The sequence below is a fragment of the Pseudomonas tolaasii NCPPB 2192 genome (genome assembly GCF_002813445.1).
In the GTDB taxonomy this organism is placed as follows: domain Bacteria; phylum Pseudomonadota; class Gammaproteobacteria; order Pseudomonadales; family Pseudomonadaceae; genus Aquipseudomonas; species Aquipseudomonas tolaasii.
The window spans coordinates 3,277,191-3,295,267 of sequence record NZ_PHHD01000001.1; the positions used below are offsets into that span (position 1 = coordinate 3,277,191).

At 59.7% G+C, this 18,077-nt stretch carries 18 protein-coding genes; 6 read left to right on the top strand and 12 right to left on the bottom strand.

Features of this window, described 5'->3' with window-relative positions; all coding sequences use genetic code 11:
• Positions 1-26: 26 nt before the first annotated feature.
• From gpM to ATI14_RS15300, 3 genes are read right to left on the bottom strand one after another with little or no spacing between them, the layout of a single operon-like run.
• Positions 27-734: a phage terminase small subunit gene (gpM, locus tag ATI14_RS15290; protein WP_100831500.1), complete on the bottom strand. Its 708-nt coding sequence runs from the start codon at positions 732-734 to the stop codon at positions 27-29.
• A gap of 10 nt (positions 735-744) precedes the next feature.
• Positions 745-1,797 carry a phage major capsid protein, P2 family gene (locus tag ATI14_RS15295; RefSeq protein WP_080520697.1) on the bottom strand — a complete coding sequence of 351 codons (1,053 nt, stop codon included), beginning with the start codon at positions 1,795-1,797 and terminating at the stop codon, positions 745-747.
• A 46-nt stretch (positions 1,798-1,843) separates the two neighbouring features.
• Positions 1,844-2,689: a GPO family capsid scaffolding protein gene (locus tag ATI14_RS15300; RefSeq protein WP_080520698.1), complete on the bottom strand. Its 846-nt coding sequence runs from the start codon at positions 2,687-2,689 to the stop codon at positions 1,844-1,846.
• A gap of 153 nt (positions 2,690-2,842) precedes the next feature.
• Between ATI14_RS15300 and ATI14_RS15305 the strand changes: the two genes are divergently transcribed.
• The 3 genes from ATI14_RS15305 to ATI14_RS15315 all read left to right on the top strand — a co-directional run bounded on the left by ATI14_RS15305 (position 2,843) and on the right by ATI14_RS15315 (position 6,577).
• Positions 2,843-4,603, top strand: a complete 1,761-nt coding sequence (locus ATI14_RS15305; protein WP_080520699.1) for a terminase ATPase subunit family protein — start codon at positions 2,843-2,845, stop codon at positions 4,601-4,603.
• A complete protein-coding gene (locus ATI14_RS15310) occupies positions 4,603-5,625 on the top strand; it encodes a phage portal protein (RefSeq protein WP_080520700.1) in 1,023 nt (340 codons plus the stop codon). The genes ATI14_RS15305 and ATI14_RS15310 overlap by 1 nt, the downstream gene beginning before the upstream one ends.
• Before the next feature lie 157 nt (positions 5,626-5,782).
• Positions 5,783-6,577: a DNA adenine methylase gene (locus tag ATI14_RS15315; RefSeq protein ID WP_100831501.1), complete on the top strand. Its 795-nt coding sequence runs from the start codon at positions 5,783-5,785 to the stop codon at positions 6,575-6,577.
• On the opposite strand, the gene ATI14_RS15320 is transcribed toward ATI14_RS15315, so the two are convergent.
• From ATI14_RS15320 to ATI14_RS15345, 6 genes are all read right to left on the bottom strand, one after another.
• The gene (locus ATI14_RS15320) at positions 6,574-7,254 is read right to left on the bottom strand and encodes an SOS response-associated peptidase family protein (protein ID WP_100831502.1); all 681 of its coding nucleotides are present in this window, start codon (positions 7,252-7,254) and stop codon (positions 6,574-6,576) included. The two genes, ATI14_RS15315 and ATI14_RS15320, sit on opposite strands and share 4 nt — an antisense overlap.
• A 24-nt stretch (positions 7,255-7,278) precedes the next feature.
• On the bottom strand, positions 7,279-7,617 hold the full coding sequence (locus ATI14_RS15325) for a hypothetical protein (RefSeq protein WP_100831503.1): 339 nt from the start codon (positions 7,615-7,617) through the stop codon (positions 7,279-7,281).
• Positions 7,618-8,789: 1,172 nt separating this feature from the next.
• The gene (locus ATI14_RS15330; protein ID WP_016973627.1) at positions 8,790-9,830 is read right to left on the bottom strand and encodes a DMT family transporter; all 1,041 of its coding nucleotides are present in this window, start codon (positions 9,828-9,830) and stop codon (positions 8,790-8,792) included.
• 81 nt (positions 9,831-9,911) lie between these two features.
• Complete coding sequence (locus ATI14_RS15335) at positions 9,912-10,247, bottom strand: hypothetical protein (RefSeq protein ID WP_016973626.1); 336 nt, start codon at positions 10,245-10,247, stop codon at positions 9,912-9,914.
• Positions 10,248-10,432: 185 nt separating this feature from the next.
• Positions 10,433-11,011 carry a DUF4337 domain-containing protein gene (locus tag ATI14_RS15340; protein ID WP_016973625.1) on the bottom strand — a complete coding sequence of 193 codons (579 nt, stop codon included), beginning with the start codon at positions 11,009-11,011 and terminating at the stop codon, positions 10,433-10,435.
• Between the two features lie 54 nt (positions 11,012-11,065).
• Positions 11,066-11,950: a LysR family transcriptional regulator gene (locus tag ATI14_RS15345; protein ID WP_016973624.1), complete on the bottom strand. Its 885-nt coding sequence runs from the start codon at positions 11,948-11,950 to the stop codon at positions 11,066-11,068.
• Between the two features lie 96 nt (positions 11,951-12,046).
• On the opposite strand from ATI14_RS15345, the gene ATI14_RS15350 reads away from it, so the two are divergent.
• Positions 12,047-13,006: an SDR family oxidoreductase gene (locus ATI14_RS15350; RefSeq protein ID WP_016973623.1), complete on the top strand. Its 960-nt coding sequence runs from the start codon at positions 12,047-12,049 to the stop codon at positions 13,004-13,006.
• A 102-nt stretch (positions 13,007-13,108) separates the two neighbouring features.
• On the top strand, positions 13,109-13,798 hold the full coding sequence (locus ATI14_RS15355) for an HAD-IA family hydrolase (RefSeq protein ID WP_016973622.1): 690 nt from the start codon (positions 13,109-13,111) through the stop codon (positions 13,796-13,798).
• Between the two features lie 127 nt (positions 13,799-13,925).
• On the opposite strand, the gene ATI14_RS15360 is transcribed toward ATI14_RS15355, so the two are convergent.
• Positions 13,926-14,672 (bottom strand): 3-oxoacyl-ACP reductase family protein, encoded by a 747-nt coding sequence (locus ATI14_RS15360; protein ID WP_016973621.1) that lies wholly within the window; start codon positions 14,670-14,672, stop codon positions 13,926-13,928.
• A 127-nt stretch (positions 14,673-14,799) separates the two neighbouring features.
• Between ATI14_RS15360 and ATI14_RS15365 the strand changes: the two genes are divergently transcribed.
• Complete coding sequence (locus ATI14_RS15365) at positions 14,800-15,723, top strand: LysR family transcriptional regulator (RefSeq protein ID WP_016973620.1); 924 nt, start codon at positions 14,800-14,802, stop codon at positions 15,721-15,723.
• Between the two features lie 18 nt (positions 15,724-15,741).
• Here ATI14_RS15365 and ATI14_RS15370 read toward each other — a convergent pair whose 3' ends face one another.
• Positions 15,742-16,470 carry an aspartate/glutamate racemase family protein gene (locus ATI14_RS15370; protein ID WP_016973619.1) on the bottom strand — a complete coding sequence of 243 codons (729 nt, stop codon included), beginning with the start codon at positions 16,468-16,470 and terminating at the stop codon, positions 15,742-15,744.
• Positions 16,471-16,483: 13 nt separating this feature from the next.
• Positions 16,484-18,013 carry an NCS1 family nucleobase:cation symporter-1 gene (locus ATI14_RS15375; RefSeq protein WP_016973618.1) on the bottom strand — a complete coding sequence of 510 codons (1,530 nt, stop codon included), beginning with the start codon at positions 18,011-18,013 and terminating at the stop codon, positions 16,484-16,486.
• Between the last annotated feature and the right edge of the window lie 64 nt (positions 18,014-18,077).

An 18,077-nucleotide genomic window follows, 5' to 3' on the forward strand; every position in this document is an offset into this window, starting at 1 on the left:
CCGGCGGGGTGCGTGGGGACGCTCGGTTAGCTGCTGGGAGCAGCGTATTTCTTGAGGAGGCGCTCAACGCGCTCCAGATCCTTTTTGCCGCCGCAATTGCTGTGCAGGTCGATGGCTTTGCTCAGGTGAGCCTTTGCTACCACCAGAAACCCGACATCAGTTGTCGTGAGGTCTTCATTCGGTACTTTGGCAGCGTTTTCCTTACCAATTGCCAGGTGTAGCTTGGCGCGGGCTTGGTCAGGCATATCCTGCTCGGCGGTGATGCGTTCGGCCTGCTCCAGAATCCACAGCGGGAAACTGTCGCCCGCCTTTTGTGCCTTAAGGGCCGCTTCGGCGATTTCCTCGGCGATCAATGTCCCAGTGGAGCGCTCGAAGCGGTCCGGCATTTTCAGGCCGTGCTTGATGACGTATTCGGCGATCTGCAGCGCTCCGACGTAGCCTCCGGCATCAATGCACCAGAGCATGATGGTGGTGAGCACCTCGTCTTGGGCGCCGTTGCCGGCATCCAGTACACCTTGCACATAGGGTTCGTACTCAGGGATCAGCAGAGCTTTGAGCTCGGCTTTGCCCTGGTTGGACTGCACCTGCTTTAGACGCGCGCGGTGCTGAGCCAGCTGGGCAAGTTGGTGCTCGTAGGCGGTTGCGCCTTCCATTGAAGTGGCCGGCGCAGTCGCGGCGGACTCAATGGCTGCGCGTTTGCGCAGCTGGTTGCGTTGGGCTGGTGTCTGGTGCATGGCGCGCCTCTTATGCCCCGGTTGGAGCCGGGTAGTTGACGGCCGTGATGTTTTCCACCAGGGCGACCAGGCCGAAGTCTTCGATCACGTAGGCTTCGTTCGAGGACTGGTAGTCGGCGATACGATCCAGCTCAGGTTCGTCTTTCAGGTGACGGCGACGTGCACCGTTCTGGTAGTAGATCGAAAGGTTGCTGAGGGTGGTGACCAGTACGGTGTTATCCGGGAAGAACGGAGCGTCGACGACCGGCAGGCCACCCAAACGGGCGCGGCTGACAATCTCTTGAGCGGCGTTTTCTTCCTGGTTGGAGTCGGCCCCCTTTTCCACGGCTGCCAGCAGTTTGCTGTGCATTAGGTTGCGGGAAACCAATACGCGCAGATCCGGGCGGGTGCGGTGCCATGGGTCGAGCATTTGGATTGCGTCGAACACCAGGCCGTCGAGGTTGGCGTAATCACCTTCAAAAACGGTATCGACTCCCGCAACCTTGATGACTTTGCGGGGGCCAATGGTGGCCGTGTCGAGCACGCGGTCATCGGCGCTGAGGCGGATTTTTTGCAGCCAACCGATGTTGACGTCTTGCAACAGGGGATTGGCGGCCCGGTTGGTGGTTGCAGCGGCGCTGGTGCCGTTGAAGCCGATCATGATGCGGTCCAGGGCCTGGCGCAGGATGATCGCGTTGCTCAGCTTGACTTGGAAGTCTGGAAACTTGGCCCAGGCATCCAGCAGCGCATAGGGGAACGCGCTGTCGAAGTTGGTCTGTTTGCAGATGTAGGTGTCTTTGCTCAGTGTGCTGCGGCTCAGTGGGCTGCGGCGAGTGCCACCGGAGGTATCGGTGCGGCTTGCTACCGGGCCATTGACACCCAGCAGCAGGGCCTCGCCTGACTGCTCGTCGACGCCAATGATATTGATCTGTTTCAGGAATCCATCGGACTCCTGCACTGCAACTTCCAGTTTTTGCTGGATGCTGGGGTCGACGCTGAATTTTTCGTGGGCACTGGCTACGCCATTGAGCAGGGCGATCTGCACGGCCAGGGCGGCGAAGGCGAAGCGTGTTTCTTTACGCATGGGGGTGTTCTCCGGTGAATAGGCTTGTCGGTGTCGGGCCGTGTGTTCAGTAAGCAGTCAGTACGGTGCCTGCACCGCCCGTGCTGTGCGGACGCTGTGGTTGGCTGAGGTCAGCGGTTTGGCCGAGCTTGGTTTTGAGCTCTTTCAGCTCGGTATCCAGGCTGGTGAACTGCTTTTTCAGATCTACCAAGGCCTTGCTTGAAGCGTCGGCTTGCTCAGCCTGCTGGGTGGCGAGGGTTACCAGGCTTTCCAGCGCTTCACCGATGTCGGAGAAAGTGTTGGCGTCCTTGCCATCCTTGTCCTTGCTCATTTTGATGAACTCACCGAGCTTGGCCTTGATTGCTGCAAAAGCACTCGGCTGGTCGGTGACTTCCTCGAATTCGAGTGAGGCTTCCTCGGCAGCGCTGAACAGGTTGTCTTTGTCCTGTTTGCGTCCGGCCAAGGTGCCATGTGTAGCGCTGAAGCTCAGGGCTTCGGTGCCCAGGCTGGCTGGGGTGTCAGTGATGGCGAGGCCGACCAGGTAGGCCTTGCCGCTATCGGCAAACTTTGGCTGGATCTCGACTGAGGTGTAGACCTTTTGACCGGCCTTATTTAAGGCCAAAAGCGCGTCATTGGGTTCGAGCTGGGCGAACAACGCCAGTTTCTTGATGCCGGCAATGTCGACTTCTTCAGCCTTAAGCGCCACTACGTCGCCGTAAGCGCCGAATTCACCGCCGGGCCAGTATCCCTTGATGTGTTCGCAGTTGATGCGAGCGCCGTAGGTGTTCTGGCTGTACTGCGAGGCCATGTCGTCAATCCAGCTCCGCTCGATGATGCGGCCATCGGTGGTCGCGCCTTCTACGGCAATGCGGGTCCACTTGGAGCGGAATTTCTGTTTGGTGCTGCTGGCCATGGGGAGTCCTCAGTGCGGTGGCGGCGAACTGCCGTTGCGATGTGGGCATGGTCGGCAGCTGCGGCCTCGCGGGCAACGAGCCGCACTTGTAGAGCAAGGCTCTACAGGGAGCGAGGCGGGTGTACCACGCGCGCGGAAGGCAGCATCTGCGCCATGAATGCTCTCGCTGAAATTCCCATCCGTGATAACCGTCGCCAGGCCAAATTTTTGTACTGGACGGGTTGGCGCATCACTGAAATTGCCGAGTACCTGGACGAAAAAGAGAAGACCGTACACAGCTGGAAAGCCCGTGACGAATGGGACCGGGCGGATAACGTCGAGCGAATTGGCGGGGCATTGGAAGCACGGTTGGTGCAGTTGATCCTGAAGGAAGGCAAGACCGGCGGCGATTTCAAGGAAATTGACCTGCTCCACCGGCAGTTAGAACGCCAGGCCCGAATCGAGCGGTTCAAGGGCGGCGGTACCGAGTCTGAGCTAAACCCGAAACTGAATGACCGCAACAGCGGGCCCAAGAAAAAACCGAGCCGCAATGAGTTCAGTGAAGAGCATATCGAGCTGCTCACCCAGGCGTTTGTCGATGGGTGCTTTGGTTATCAGTTGGATTGGTACAAGGCGGGTAATCAGCGCACCAGGGCCATTCTGAAAAGCCGGCAGATCGGGGCGACTTTCTACTTTGCTCGGGAGGCGTTGATTGATGCGCTGACCACGGGGCGTAACCAGATCTTCCTGTCGGCGTCGAAGAATCAAGCGCACATTTTCAAATCGTATATTCAATCTTTTGCCAGGGAAGTCGTCGGCGTTGAGCTGACTGGCGATCCCATCACGCTCGCGAACGGCGCGGAGCTGCACTTCCTGGGCACGAACGCACGAACCGCCCAGGGCTACCACGGCAACTTCTACTTCGACGAATTCTTCTGGACGTTCAAGTTCAAGGAACTGAACAAGGTCGCCTCCGGTATGGCGATGCAGAAGCAATATCGCCGCACCTACTTCAGCACGCCGTCGAGCATGGCCCACGAGGCATACACGTTCTGGACGGGTGAGCGATTCAATAAGGGCAAACCCGCCGCCAACCGTATTTCGGTAGATGTTTCCCACGATGCCCTGCAGCAGGGGCGGTTGAGCGAGGACAAGGTGTGGCGGCAGATCGTCACGATTTTGGACGCCGAGCAGCGCGGTTGTGACCTGTTTGACCTTGAGGAGTTGCGTCAGGAGTACGACGCCGAGGCGTTCCAGAACTTGCTGATGTGCCAGTTTGTGGACGACGGGGCGAGCATCTTTCCTCTGTCGATGTTGCAGTCTTGCATGGTGGACAGCTGGGTCGAATGGGCCGAGGACTACAAACCGTTGGCACCGCGACCGTTGGCCGACCGTCAGGTGTGGTTGGGTTATGACCCGGCCGAAACGGGCGATAGTTCCGGTCTAGTGGTCGTGGCACCACCGATGGTGCCAGGCGGTAAGTTCCGGGTTCTTGAGCGGCACCAGTTCCGTGGCATGGACTTCGCGGCGCAGGCCGAGTCAATCCGCTTGGTGACCCAGCGTTACTGGGTCACCTATATCGGTATTGACACAACCGGCATGGGCTCTGGCGTGGCGCAGCTGGTGCGGCAGTTCTTCCCCGGACTGACCACGTTCAGCTATTCGCCAGAGGTTAAGTCGCGCTTGGTGATGAAAGCCTATGACGTGATCCACAAGGGCCGGCTGGAGTTCGACGCCGGCTGGACGGACTTCGCGCAGTCACTGATGGCTATCCGCAAAACCATCACCGCCAGCGGCCGGCAGTTCACCTATACCGCCGGACGCAGCGAATCAACCGGCCACGCCGACCTGGCCTGGGCGCTTTTCCATGCACTACACCACGAACCGCTCGAAGGGCAGACGGCTGCCAATACCGGGCGGATGGAGCTTTTTTGATGAGTACGAACAATGAGGTGGCGGTTGCTACGGAGCAGGCCGTGAGTGAGCACAAGTCGGTGGCGTTCACGTTTGGTGAGCCGGAGTCGGTGTTGTCGGCCAGGGAAATATTCGATTCGTTGGAGTGCTGGTTTAACGGGCGCTGGTATGAGCCGCCATTGTCGCTGGATGGACTTGCTCGGTCGGTTAAGGCGAGCGTTCACCTCGACTCGGGACTACGTTTCAAGCGTAACCAACTGACCCGCACGTTCATCCCGCACAAGCTGCTGACCCGCGAGGCGTTCGACCAGTACGCTCAGGATTACTTGGCGCTCGGGAATGGTTATGTGGAGGCGCGGCGGTCACTGTTGGGCACGCCAGTAGCATTAAAACCATCGCTGGCTAAATACATGCGTGTGGGGAAGGACCGGCGTTTCTTTCAGGTGCAAGGCTGGAAACAGGAGCATGAGTTTGATCAGGACAGCATCTTCCATTTGCGCGAACTCGACCTGCATCAAGAAATTTACGGTTTGCCCGAGTGGCTGTGCGCGCTGCAATCGGCGCTGTTGAATCAGTCGGCGACGCTCTTCCGTCGCAAGTATTACGAGAACGGTAGCCATGCTGGTTTCATCCTGTACATGACGGACGCGGCACAGAACGAGTCCGATATTGAAGACTTGCGCGTGGCGCTGAAAAACTCCAAAGGGCCTGGCAACTTCCGCAACCTCTTTGTGTATGCGCCGAACGGGAAGAAGGAAGGCATCCAACTGATACCAGTAAGCGAGGTGTCAGCGAAAGACGAATTTAACTCGATCAAGGACCAGACCCAGGGCGACGTTCTTGCCGCCTTGCGGGTTTATCCCCAACTGATGGGCATCGTGCCGAAAAACGCCGGCGGCTTTGGCTCGCCGAAGGAAGCAGGGGAGGTCTGGGCCACTCTGGAACTTGAGCCGATTCAGACTCGCTTGGCCCTTCTAAATGATTGGGTCGGCGAGGAGGTCGTGCGCTTCAAGCCATTTGAACTTGGAGCGGGGGAGAAATAGTACCCCCGCGCAGTAAACGAGGCGACGAGCTGGTGCGCTAACACCCGCTCGACGCTGAATCACTCGAACGTGCCGAGTGCTCCAACCAAGGCCTCGCCCCACTGCGCAGGGGGTGCGAAGCCTAAGCGAATCCAATTGTCGAAACAAGGATCACTTAATGAGCACACCAATTATCCCGTGGATGGGCGGCAAACGTCGCCTGGCAGATCGCCTTATTCCGCTGTTTCCACCTCACGAATGTTACGTCGAGGTCTTTGCCGGCGGCGCCGCGCTTTACTTTATGCGGCCCCAGGCTGCGCCGGTTGAAGTCCTCAATGACATCAACGGCGATCTTGTGACGCTGTACCGCGTGGTGCAGAACCACCTGGAGGAGTTTGTGCGCCAGTTCAAGTGGGCGCTCAGCTCCCGCCAAGTGTTCGAATGGCAGAAGATGACCAGGCCGGAAACACTCACCGACATCCAGCGGGCTGCGAGGTTTTTCTACCTGCAGCACCATGCATTCGCCGGAAAGGTCAGCGGGCAGACCTTCGGTACCGCCACCACTGGCCCAGCTATCAACCTGTTGCGGATCGAGGAGAACCTGTCTGCAGCTTGGCAACGGTTGTCTGGCACCTATGTCGAGAACCTAGGCTGGCTTGAATGCGCCGAACGCTACGACCGGCCGCACACCTTCCATTACATGGACCCGCCTTACTGGCAGACCGCTGGATATGGCGTTGACTTTCCTTTTGAAAACTACGAGCGGATGGCCGACTTCATGCGCCGCTGCAAGGGGAAAGTGATGGTCAGCATCAACGACCACCCGGATATTCGTCGTGTGTTTGACGGGTTTCACTTCGAGATGGTGGATATTCGATACAGCACGGCGAATCAGCGGCAGGGGAAAACCGAGGTGAGCGGGGAGCTGGTCATCATGAATTGGGAACCCAATGCACTGGGTGGTCTGTTCTAAAGAACCGGATCGATCAAACTGGCTTCCTTGTTTCTTACGTTGCCCACGGCGGTGCTGACCTTGAACCATTCAAAGGACTCGGCCGGCTCGCCCTGGTGCAACACCATCTGCTCGGCGCGCTCCTTCGGCGTTGCTGGGTTCAGCCATTCGCGGGCGAGGTCCGGTGTGAGTACCACGGGCCTTCTGTCATGGATGTCCACCATACCACCAGCGCTATCCGCGGTGATGATCACAAAGCCGTCATGCTCTCCTGGGCCTTCATCTGCGTCTGGTAGTTGACCAATAGCTGCGCACAAGATCGGCGCGCCGTCCCGCCTGCGGATCAGATAAGGCTGTTTCTTCGGTCCGCCTTCATCCACCCACTCGAACCAGTTGTCGATGGGTGTGATCGCACGGTGTGGCCAGATCGCCCTGAAGAACGGGCCGTGGGCTACCTTTTCGACGCGTGCGTTGATGGGCGCGGCGCGGTCTTTCGCCCAATGCGGGCGCCATCCCCACCGCACGGTATCGGCGTGCAGCAACTCACCCTGCTGGTGCAGTAACGCCACGTGAGTCGTTGGGGCGACGTTGTACCGCTCGATCGGCTGATCACCCACCGAGTTTGCCAGGGCATTGGGCATGCTCAGCGCCGCGACAAAGTCGTGGATTCCCCGGTACTGCGACAGTCTTCCGCACATGGCAAACCCTCTTTCAGTTTGACATTAGACAATCGTGGTCGGCCTAGGTCTCATTTCATTGACGATGCGCCGCAGCCCATCCGCCTCTCGCCTGCTCACATTGGACAATGTGGTCAAGTCCGCGATTTGCTTACGCATTGATGCCGCTTCGGCTCCACGTTCCCGGAGATACCCCGCAAACTCCGTATTCTTCGCCTGGGCTTCCAGCAGCATTTGACTGATGCCGTAAACGTCCGCACGGGCTTTGCGTAATTGGAGGTTGAGTTCCTGGATCTCGTTCTCCAGCAGGTGGCAATGCTGTCGGTACATCTGCAATGGTGTGGGAAGGCCAAGCCATCCGAGGGTGTCTTCATCATTTTCCATGGTTAGGAATCCGTTACTGTATGCGCATACAGTAAATGACGTTTGGCCATGATGCGATTTGAGGCGACGAGCTGCAAGGCAGAGAACGGGTTTGAGTCGGAAAAGCCGGCGGGAACAGATGAAAGTTTGCCCTTCATCAGCATGAAAAAACCCACCTCAACATAGCATTAGCAGGGTGTCACGGCAAGCGTAAGGGTCTGCGCGGGCCAATAAACACGGGAATTTTAGCGCTTCGCTGACTGCCGGTCGAAGCCAGGGGAGTACCACGCTCGCAGTCCCCAGGCTGGGGAGTTGACGTGCCACATTATTTGGGGGGAGTGACGTGCTACAGGCTGCGGGTAGGCTCGTCTGGACCTGGCGCGCGCCGTCGTCCCCCCACCTCGCCTGCGGGCTAAATGGGTCGTTTTTTCTGCGCCCCTGCGGGCCACTCCCGGCGGCTTAGGCTGGGCGCTTGCTTGGCGTTGGAGGGAGGATGAAAGCCTGCGGAACCCTGCACCGAGGGGGTATTCCTTCGAAAGGTCTGGATGCGTTGCTGTGCAGGTAGAGGGGGGGTATTTCAAAAAGAGTAATTTCAGTAACCACGTATGGGCAACGGGCTGGAGGCCGCGTATTCCGTGGGGGTCGGTGTTACAAAAAGGAGTAACAGATAAGTAATTGAAAAAGTAATTTTTTGCCAACGCATTGTTTTTAAAGGGTTTTTATAAACATGAGAATTACATTTATAAAGAGTAATCAGATCACTTCAATATTACTTAAAAATTACCTTTTGGCCGAAATATAAAACCCTTTAATTTCAACGGCTTGAGCCTTAAAAACGGTCAAGATTACTTATGTTACTCTTTTTTTTGCCCCCCTCTAGATTTCGAATCTCAGCTCCCTACACGTGTGGTGCGCACGCGTAACGCGGTGCAATCTGAGGTCCGTGGGAATGGCGTGGGAACGCTTTCGCGCAACCGGCACCGCTGGAGCCCTTATATTCCGGGGCCTCTGCTTCTCGATCGAGGGTGCGGGTACTTTCGAATCTCTCCTTCACCGCCAAATTCGATGTAAACAAAACCCCTGGTTTCGAAAGAGACCAGGGGTTTTGTGATTTGTGGGGTTTGAAAATCTGGCTTCCTCAGGTTATGCGCCTGGCATATTCCGGCGCTGGCTTATGACATGCTTCGGTGCCCTCAATGCCCATGCCGATGATGCACATCCGGAAAATGCGCATGACTATGCCGCAACGGGCTGTGCACATGCACATGGCTATGCGACTCCCCCGGTTCCCACTCAAACCCATGCTCATGCTGATGATGCTCATCATGCACATGCCGGTGCGAATGCTCTGTCGCCTCATGCAGATGTTCATGGGCATGCCGTTCCGTCAGGTGCAGCCAAACGCCCACGGCCATCAATGCCAGCGCGATCCAGAATGCCGCTGACACCGACTCCCCAAATATCAGCAGCGCTACAGCAGCACCGAGGAACGGCGCGGTCGAGAAGTAGGCGCCCGTGCGCGCACTGCCCAACCCGCGCAATGCCAGCACAAACATCACCAGGCTGACGCCATACCCCAAAAAGCCAACCAGCAAGACCGGCCCCAGCTGCGCGAGCCCCGGCAGCTGCGCCCCGAGATAAAGCGCCAAACCACAGTTCACCACGCCCGCAACCAATCCCTTGGCCCCGGCGATAAACAGCGCGTCCGATGCCGACACTTTGCGCGTCAAATTGTTATCAATCCCCCAGCACAGGCATGCAAGTGCCACGGCAAACGGCCCGGTCCAGTCATGGCTCGCGCCGCCGCCGTCTGACCAGGACAGCACCACACCCCCCAGCACTATCGCGATCATCCCCAGCACAATGCGTCGGTCGGCGTTCTCCCTGAACACCAGCCAGGCGATGACGGCGGTCAGTACCGATTCAAGGTTGAGCATCAGGGAGGCCGTTGTGCCGGCGGTGCGGGTCAGGCCGAACATTAGGGCGACGGGGCCGAGAATGCCGCCAAAGGCGATGGCGCCGATCAGCCAGGGCCATTCCGAAGAGGTGAGCCCGGTGGGTTGCCAGCCGCGATCACGGATCAGGCGTGCGCCCGCGAGGCCGATGCCGCTGCCAAGGTAGAGCAAACCGGCAAGCAACACTGGCGAAAGGCCCGTGCCGAGGCTTTTGGCGAGCGGGGTGCTGGCGCCGAACAGGGCGGCGGCGGCGAGTGCATAGAGAATACTGAGGTTCATGGGCCAGCCTCGAAAGTCTGGCCCATGATACGTCGCAGGGCGGGGTTAAAGCCCTGGCGTTTTTGCCAACTTCATAATCATTTATTGCGCAGTTTTCAGCTTGATCACGTCACCGGAAATCTTGGTGGTGTAGCCGCTGAGTACCCAGGCCCAAAACCAGTTTTCCTGCACTTGGGTATTGATCAGTGCGTCGCCGCCCTTGGCCTTGATGGCTGCATCCTGGGCGCGTACGAAACGGCTGTTCTGGCCGATCGGGATGATGCCGAACAGCATGATGCCGGTGGCGCTGGCTTCGCTGTGGCCCAGAACGGTGTACTGGTTGCTGTCGTACTGCGGGGATTTGATGGCGGTGCCGGTGCAGCCTGCGAGGGCAAAACCAAGAACGGCGGCTGCAGCGACTTTACTGATGTACTTCACGGGGTAACTCCATGGGCAAAAATCGAGATCCATTTCTCGAAGGGGCGCCACTTTAATCTCGATGCTGGCAGATTGAAATTAATTCCCCGAAAGTTTCATCTTCACGCCTGCACGTACGCCCAGGCGGTCAGCTTTGCGAATAGCCGAGCATTGCGTCGTGCTGGCCGAGCCCAGCTCCCACATGTTTAGAGGTGCAGCCAAGCCAGGCTACCCAGCACCACTGCGACGCCGCCGGCGGTGTACGAAAGGCGCTTCAACCATTCCTTGCGCGTCAACAACGTAATCGCCGCCAACGAAATCGCGATCTGAATCGCCGTCATCGCCTGCGCCCAGCGGTGATGCTGATGCAGGGCCTCTTCTGATTTCTGGTCCCATTCCCTTGAGGTGGCCTCAAGCTTTTCAGCCTGTTTACGCACCTCTTCCTTCTGGCTTTTGTAACGCTCGATCTCGTCCTTGTAATGCGCCGCGTCCACGCCGGGAATGTGGGTGGCCAGTTCCGCCAGGTTCTGGCGGCTGGATTTGGCCTGGTAGTAGTTCCATTGGTTGGCGGCTTCGGTCTTGATGATGGCGGCGTTGTTCTTGTCCATCGCCGCTTCGCTCTCGGTGGAGCCGGCCTGGTAGCTGAGCATGGCGCCCAGGGTAGCCATCAGCGCGGTCATCACGGCGATGCGGCTGGCGAAACTGTCGCCGCGTCCGTGGGCGTGCTCGGTGGTGTGTTCGATGTGTTTTTCGTGGGGGCTGGGGACTTCGAAGGCTTCGGACATGGGGGCGTCTGTGAAGGGAATGAGGGAGTCTGATTCTTCACCAGCGCAGCTGTCTCAATCCTGTACGTAATGCTGCAAACCTTCTACCAGCGCATCAAACGTCACTCGGCAGCGCGGGCTGTTGCGCAGGTCTTCGTGCATGGTTACCCAGGTGTCCAGTTTGAGCGCGAATGCCTGCGGCAACACGCGCCGCAAACTCGGATTGCGCCTGGCTAACTGGACCTGGCAGCCGCCGATTCCGGCACCGGCGCGAATCAGCGCGAGTTGCGCCAGGTCACTGTCGCTGCTGAGGGCAAAGGCGCTGCGTTCAAAGCCTTTGATGGCGAGGCTGCGGATAAAGGCGTTTTCCTGGTCGAAACCGATCACCGAATGGCTGGCCAGGTCCTGCATGTGCAGCGGGATGCCGTGTTGCTGCAGGTAGTCATCGCGGGCGTGCAAGCCGACTTCAATCAAACCGATGCGCCGTGCCAGCAGTTGCTCCTGGCTGGGGCGGACCATGCGCACGGCAATGTCGGCCTCCAGTTGCAGCAGGTCGCTGAGGCGGTTGGTCAGGGTCAGTTCGACTTTCAAGTGTGGGTGCTGGCGGCGCAATTGGCTGACGATGGGCGGCAGCACTTCCACACCGACCACTTCACTGGCGGAGATGCGCACAACGCCGCGCACTTCGTCGCCTTGAGAGGACGCCGCGCGTTCCAGTGCGGCGGCGGTACGCTCCATGGTTTCAGCGTGGGCGCGCAAGGTGTGGGCGACGGCGGTGGGCAGCAAACCTTGCGGCGAGCGAGTGAACAACACCACGCCCAGTGCCGTTTCCAGCGCGGCAATGTGCCGGCCGACCGTAGGCTGTGTGATGCCGAGCAGCCGCGCAGCCCCCGACAGCGACCCTTCCTTGAGTACGCCGAGGAACGACCGGTAAAGCTCCCAACCAATATTCAATGCCATACATAAATGTATAGCTGATCGGCAATCTTCGGCAATTTATCTATAGCAGTCCCACGCACACACTGGCTTCAACAACTGACAAAGGTGGGCGGCGCGATGAATAAGGTACTGGTGTTGGGTGCAACCGGCGGGATCGGTGGCGAAGTGGCGCGGCAATTGAAAGCCGCAGGTTGGGAGGTGCGCGCGTTGGCCCGGGACGTGGACAAAGCGCGCCGCCAGAATGCGACGTTTACCTGGCTCAAGGGCGATGCAATGAATCGCGACGAGGTACTTGCCGCCGCCCGGGGCTGCGAGGTCATTGTGCATGCAGTGAACCCGCCCGGTTATCGCAACTGGGCAGAACTGGTGCTGCCAATGATCGATAACACCATCGCAGCGGCCATTGCCGAAGGCGCAACGATCGTGCTGCCGGGCACGGTCTACAACTACGGGCCGGATGCGTTTCCCGTGTTGCACGAAAGCTCGCCCCAGCACCCGCAAACCCGCAAGGGCGCGATCCGTGTGCAACTGGAGCAGCGGCTGGAAGACGCATCCCGCCACGGCGCGCGCGTAATAATCGTGCGGGCCGGTGACTTTTTTGGCGGGCAGGCGGCCAACAGTTGGTTCTCCCAAGGGGTTGTCAAACCCGGCAAACCGGTGCACACCATCAGCAATCCGGGCGCGCCGGGCCTGGCCCATCAATGGGCGTACTTGCCGGATGTGGCGCGCACCATGGTTGAGTTACTGGCGCGTCGGGCCAGCCTCGACGCCTTTGCGCGCTTTCATATGGCCGGGCACATCGACACCGATGGCACGCAGATGAGCAAGGCGATTCAGCGCGTGGTGCAGCGCAGAACGGGCCGGCAACCCCGTGTAGGCACGTTCCCTTGGTGGCTGTTGAAATTGGCGGCGCCTTTTGTAGTGACTTTGCGTGAGCTGCAGGAGATGCGTTACCTGTGGAGCACGCCGCTGCGCCTGGATAACGCGCGGCTGGTCGAGGTGCTCGGCAAAGAACCGCATACACCGCTGGATCAGGCGGTGGAGGCGACGCTTGTTGGCATGGGGTGCCTGGCTTAAGCGCCGAGGGCAGTACATAGCGGGCCGCAACGGTTGCTTGCAAGGCGCGCGGGCCGTTATTGTGCTGAATCCTTTTAGTCCTTCCCCCAGGGTTTTGTTGTGATGAATGCACCGCGTACTGCTGCCGGTCCGATCAAGGCCGTGATTTTCGATATGGACGGGTTGTTGCTGGATACGGAAGGCATCTACACCGAAGTCACACAGATCATCGCCGAACGCTATGGGCGCACCTACGATTGGGGCATCAAGCAGCACATCATCGGGCGTGGTGCCCAGGACCTGGCCGATTACGTGGTCAAGGCGCTGGAGTTGCCGATTACGGCAGCCGAGTTCCTGAAGATTCGCGAGCCGCTGATGAGCGAGCGTTTCCCCAAGGCCCAAGGCATGCCCGGTGCCGAAGCGTTGGTGCGGCACTTGAAGGCGCACAACATTCCGATTGCCGTGGGCACCAGTTCGTCGCGCAATTCGTTTGGCCACAAAACCACGTTGCACCGCGAGTGGTTCAGCCTGTTCGGTACGATTGTGACGGCGGATGACCCGGAAGTCGGCGCGGCGAAACCGGCGCCGGATATTTTCCTCACCGCTGCGCGCCGACTGGGCGTTGCACCCGAGGATTGCTTGGTGTTCGAGGATTCGCCCTTTGGGGTGACGGCCGCGAAGGCCGCCAATATGACGGCCATCGCTGTGCCGGATGAGGCCATGGCTGACAGCAAGTACGACCACGCCGACCAGATCATCCGCAAGCTGGCGGACTTTGATCTGGCGGCCTATGGCTTGCCGCCATTGCGTTGACTGATGCGCGGTAAAAAATGTGGGAGCTGGCTTGCCTGCGATACCGGTGTGCCAGCCAACCATCTGGCACTGATACACCGCCATCGCAGGCAAGCCAGCTCCCACACGAGTCAGTTCCCACCCGGATTCAGGCGCTGAAACCACCATCAATCGTCAAACTGGCACCGGTGATATACCCGGCTTCCGGCCCCGCCAGGTACGCCACAAAGCTGGCAATCTCTTCCACGTGCCCGTACCGCCCAACCGCCATCAGCCCGATCAAGCTGTCTGCAAACTCACTGTTCGCCGGGTTCATGTCGGTGTCCACCGGGCCGGGTTGTACGTTGTTGATGGTGATGCCGCGTGGCCCCAGGTCGCGTGCCAAACCTTTGGTCAGACCCACCAGCGCCGCCTTGCTCATCGCATACGGACCGCCGCCGCCGAAGGGCATGCGTTCGGCGTTGGTGCTGCCGATATTGATCACTCGGCCGCCGTTACCCATGTGATTGGCCGCTTCCTGGGTGGCGATGAACACGCTGCGCACGTTGATCGCCAGGGTCTGGTCAAAGTCTTCCAGCTTGAAGTCTTCCAGCGGCGCGATGGCCAACACACCGGCGTTGTTCACCAGGATATCCAGGCGGCCAAAGGCTTTGACGGTGGCGTTGACCGCATTGCGGATCGCCTCGGCGTCGGCGCTGTCGGCGTGAATCGCCAGGGCTTTGCCGCCTTCACTGATCACGCTGTTTTGCAGTTCTTGCGCCTTGGCGGCCGAGCTGACGTAGGTGAAGGCGACCGCTGCACCCTGTGCGGCGAGGCGTTTGACGATAGCGGCGCCGATGCCGCGGGAACCGCCTTGAATCAAGGCAACTTTGCCGCTGAGGTCTTGTGTGGTCATGTCGATCTCCTGAAGGTTCAAGGCGGGAGTGCCTTGTTGTTGGAACCGAGTATCGACTTCAGCGCCGCCCCCCGGTAGACCGTGATTGCTATAGTCTGTGTAAACCAAAAGTTTAGAGTGTGGCGGTATGGAGAGCTTTGGCAGTATCGAATGCTTTGTGCGCAGTGCCGAAGGCGGCAGCTTTGCCGAAGCGGCGCGGCACCTGAGCCTGACGCCTGCGGCCGTCGGAAAAAGCGTTGCCAAGTTGGAGGCGCGTCTGGGGGTTCGGCTGTTCCAGCGTAGTACACGTCGCCTGACCCTGACGGAAGCCGGCAAGCTGTTTCTCGAAGAGGTCAGCGGCAGCCTCACCACCATCCAGAATGCGGTGGCCAACCTGGCCAGCGCCGAAGGGCGGCCGGTGGGTACGCTGAAGGTCAGTATGGGGACGGTGTTCGGCAACCGTTATGTGGTGCCGTTGCTGGGCGAGTTTATGCGGCGCTTTCCGGACATCAGCCCGGACTGGCATTTCGATAACCGCCAGGTGGACCTGATCGGCCAGGGGTTTGATGCGGCCATTGGCGGCGGTTTTGAGCTGCCTCCGGGCGTGGTCGCGCGCAAACTCACGCCGGCGCACCGGGTGCTGGTGGCTTCGCCGGGTTATTTGGCGCAACGCCTGCCGGTGAAAACTCCCGAAGATCTGGCGCGTTGTACGGGCATCCTGATCCGCTCACCCCAAACCGGTCGCGTGCGCTCCTGGCAATTGACCAGCCTTGAGCGCGAGCATCGCCCGCTGGTACTCAAGCCCGGCATGACCATGAGCGATTCCGAAGCCGCCTGCTGCGCCGGCGCCCAAGGGCTGGGTATCGCGCTGATCAGCATGCCGATGGCCGTGCCTTTCCTCGACAGCGGCGCGGTGGTGCGTGTGCTGCCCGACTGGTATGTGGATGACGGCAACATTTCCATCTATTACGCCGAGCACAAACTGCTGCCTGGCAAGACCCGGGCGTTTGTGGATTTCATCATTGAGCAGTTTGCCGAGCAGGGCTTGGGGCGGCGGTTCAGTGCGGTGTGAGCATGGCCGCGACTCGATCTACCGGCCAGACCGCCCCGGCCAGCCCATGACTTTCTTCGGCCGCGGCGTCGCATAGGTGCGGATTTTCGAGGTCGACAACCCCAGCCGCACCAGCGATTCGGCAATGGTCACCGCCGTCGTCACGCCATCCACCACCGGCACGCCGGTGCGTAGGCGAATCTGCTCATCCAGCCCGGCCATGCCGCCGCAGCCCAGGCAGATCACTTCGGCCTTGTCTTCGCTGATCGCCAGCTCGGCCTGGCGCACGATGGCTTCCATGGCGGCCAGCGGATCCTCTTCCAGCTCCAGTACCGCCATGCCGCTGGCGCGCACCGAGGCGCAGCGCTGGTACAGCCCGGCGAGTTTCAGGCGGTCTTCAATCAACGGCACCGTGCGGTCCAGGGTGGTGACCACCGAATAGGCATGGCCCAGAAACATCGCCGTGCTGGCGGCGGCTTCGGTGATGTCCACCACCGGCACATTCAATAATTCCTGCAGGCCTTCACGGCCATGCTCGCCATAACCGGCCTGGATCACCGCATCAAACGGCTGGTCGTAAGCCATCACCCGGTCCATCACGGCGATGGCCGCCAGGTAACTTTCAAAATTGCCCTCCACCGATTCGGCGCCAAAGTACGGCGTGAGCCCGACGATCTCGGTACCCGGCGCGGCCACAGCGCGTGCCTGCTGGGCGATGGTTTCCGTGATGGATTCGGTGGTGTTGACGTTGACCACGAGGATACGCATGGAATGTCCTTGATTAATGACTGACGTTATCGACTGCAATGCTTTCGCCGCTGACATCGGCGTAGAACGGCTGGCGCTTGGCGATCAGCAGGTAGAGCAACCCTGCAATACCGGCGCCAAACATCCAGGAGAACGGGGCGACGCTGGCAAAGCCGGGCAACAGCGCCAGCAGAATGGCGATCACCGCTGCAGGAATGAACGCCGCGACCGCACGTAAATTCACCCCGCGGCTGTAGTAATAAACGCCGTTCGGGTCTTCGCTGTACAACTGCAAAACGTCGACGCGGCTTTTACGAATCAGCCAGTAATCGACCATGATCACCCCGTACAACGGCCCCAGCAGCGCACCCAGGCCGGAAAGGAAATACACGATCACCAGCGGGCTGTTGTAGAGGTTCCACGGCAAAATCAACACCGCCAACGTTGCGCTGATCAACCCGGCGCGGCGGAAGTTCAGGTACTTGGGCGCCAGGTTGCTCAGCACAAAGGCCGGCGCGACGAAGTTGGCCATGATATTCACCGCCACGGTGACGATCAGAAACGCCAGGCAGCCCAGCACCAGAAAGAAGGTATTGGGGATGGCGGCGATGATTTCGGTAGGGCTTTCGATCACCCGGCCATCGAGCTGGAACTGCCCGCCGCACAGCAGCACGGTGATGGCGGCGAATACCAGGATGTTTACCGGCAGGCCCCAGAAGTTGCCGACCTGGATGGTCTTGCGGCAGGGCGAGGAACGGGCGAAGTCGCAAAAGTTGAGGATCAGCGTGCCGTAGATGGTCAGCCATAAGGCGCCGCCGGCGAAGATATTGCGCCACATCTCGCCGCCACTCAGAGGCTCACGGATCGACCACGCGATATGGCCGCCGACCTGAAAGTACATCCAGCCCGCCAGCGAAGCCACGGTGACCAGAATCACCGGCCCGGCGAACGCTTCATAGCGGCGCACCATCTCCATGCCGTACGCCAGGATCGCCAGTTGCACGAACCAGATGGTCACGAAACACGCCCAGCCCAGGGTCGACAGGCCGAGAATCGAATTGTGGTCATAGTCGGAAAACCCTGGATGAATCGCCGACAGCAGCACGCGGAAAACCACCGAGGCCAGGTAGGTTTGTATCCCGAACCAGGCAATCGCAATCACCGCGCGGATCAGCGCTGGAATCTGCGCGCCATGAATCCCGAAGCTGATGCGGCTGATCACCGGAAACGGCACACCGGTCTTCTGGCCCATGTAGCCCGACAAGTTCATGAAGAAATACACCAGCGCCGCACCGATCCCCAGCGATAACAGGATTTGCCAGCCGCCAAGGCCCAGCGCATACAAGCCGATGGCAAAGGAGTAGTTGGCAATGTTGTGCACGTCGTTGGTCCACAACGCAAAAATGCTGTAGCGCCCCCAGCGTCGGCCTTCGACCTTGGTGGGTGCCAGGTCCCTGTTGTGCAGGCGCGGGCTGAGAACCAGCGGGCCGGGGCTGGCAGCCTCGGGCTTCAATGAGGTGGAGGGCAGATCCAGTGCGATGTTGTTTGAGAGGCTTGTACGCATTCCGGCAGGCTCCGGCGCATCCTGCGGAAAACGGAGGATGGCAAAGTGTATGTATGTTTTGTAT

Bases quoted from the DNA above. Each gene is read 5' to 3' on its own strand.
- ATI14_RS15330 (WP_016973627.1), bottom strand. From the start codon at position 9,830: ATGAACCTCAGTATTCTCTATGCACTCGCCGCCGCCGCCCTGTTCGGC.
- ATI14_RS15360 (WP_016973621.1), bottom strand. From the start codon at position 14,672: ATGACCACACAAGACCTCAGCGGCAAAGTTGCCTTGATTCAAGGCGGT.
- ATI14_RS15355 (WP_016973622.1), top strand. From the start codon at position 13,109: ATGAATGCACCGCGTACTGCTGCCGGTCCGATCAAGGCCGTGATTTTC.
- ATI14_RS15300 (WP_080520698.1), bottom strand. From the start codon at position 2,689: ATGGCCAGCAGCACCAAACAGAAATTCCGCTCCAAGTGGACCCGCATT.
- ATI14_RS15305 (WP_080520699.1), top strand. From the start codon at position 2,843: ATGAATGCTCTCGCTGAAATTCCCATCCGTGATAACCGTCGCCAGGCC.
- gpM (WP_100831500.1), bottom strand. From the start codon at position 734: ATGCACCAGACACCAGCCCAACGCAACCAGCTGCGCAAACGCGCAGCC.
- ATI14_RS15350 (WP_016973623.1), top strand. From the start codon at position 12,047: ATGAATAAGGTACTGGTGTTGGGTGCAACCGGCGGGATCGGTGGCGAA.
- ATI14_RS15320 (WP_100831502.1), bottom strand. From the start codon at position 7,254: ATGTGCGGAAGACTGTCGCAGTACCGGGGAATCCACGACTTTGTCGCG.
- ATI14_RS15325 (WP_100831503.1), bottom strand. From the start codon at position 7,617: ATGGAAAATGATGAAGACACCCTCGGATGGCTTGGCCTTCCCACACCA.
- ATI14_RS15340 (WP_016973625.1), bottom strand. From the start codon at position 11,011: ATGTCCGAAGCCTTCGAAGTCCCCAGCCCCCACGAAAAACACATCGAA.
- ATI14_RS15310 (WP_080520700.1), top strand. From the start codon at position 4,603: ATGAGTACGAACAATGAGGTGGCGGTTGCTACGGAGCAGGCCGTGAGT.
- ATI14_RS15375 (WP_016973618.1), bottom strand. From the start codon at position 18,013: ATGCGTACAAGCCTCTCAAACAACATCGCACTGGATCTGCCCTCCACC.
- ATI14_RS15295 (WP_080520697.1), bottom strand. From the start codon at position 1,797: ATGCGTAAAGAAACACGCTTCGCCTTCGCCGCCCTGGCCGTGCAGATC.
- ATI14_RS15365 (WP_016973620.1), top strand. From the start codon at position 14,800: ATGGAGAGCTTTGGCAGTATCGAATGCTTTGTGCGCAGTGCCGAAGGC.
- ATI14_RS15315 (WP_100831501.1), top strand. From the start codon at position 5,783: ATGAGCACACCAATTATCCCGTGGATGGGCGGCAAACGTCGCCTGGCA.
- ATI14_RS15370 (WP_016973619.1), bottom strand. From the start codon at position 16,470: ATGCGTATCCTCGTGGTCAACGTCAACACCACCGAATCCATCACGGAA.
- ATI14_RS15345 (WP_016973624.1), bottom strand. From the start codon at position 11,950: ATGGCATTGAATATTGGTTGGGAGCTTTACCGGTCGTTCCTCGGCGTA.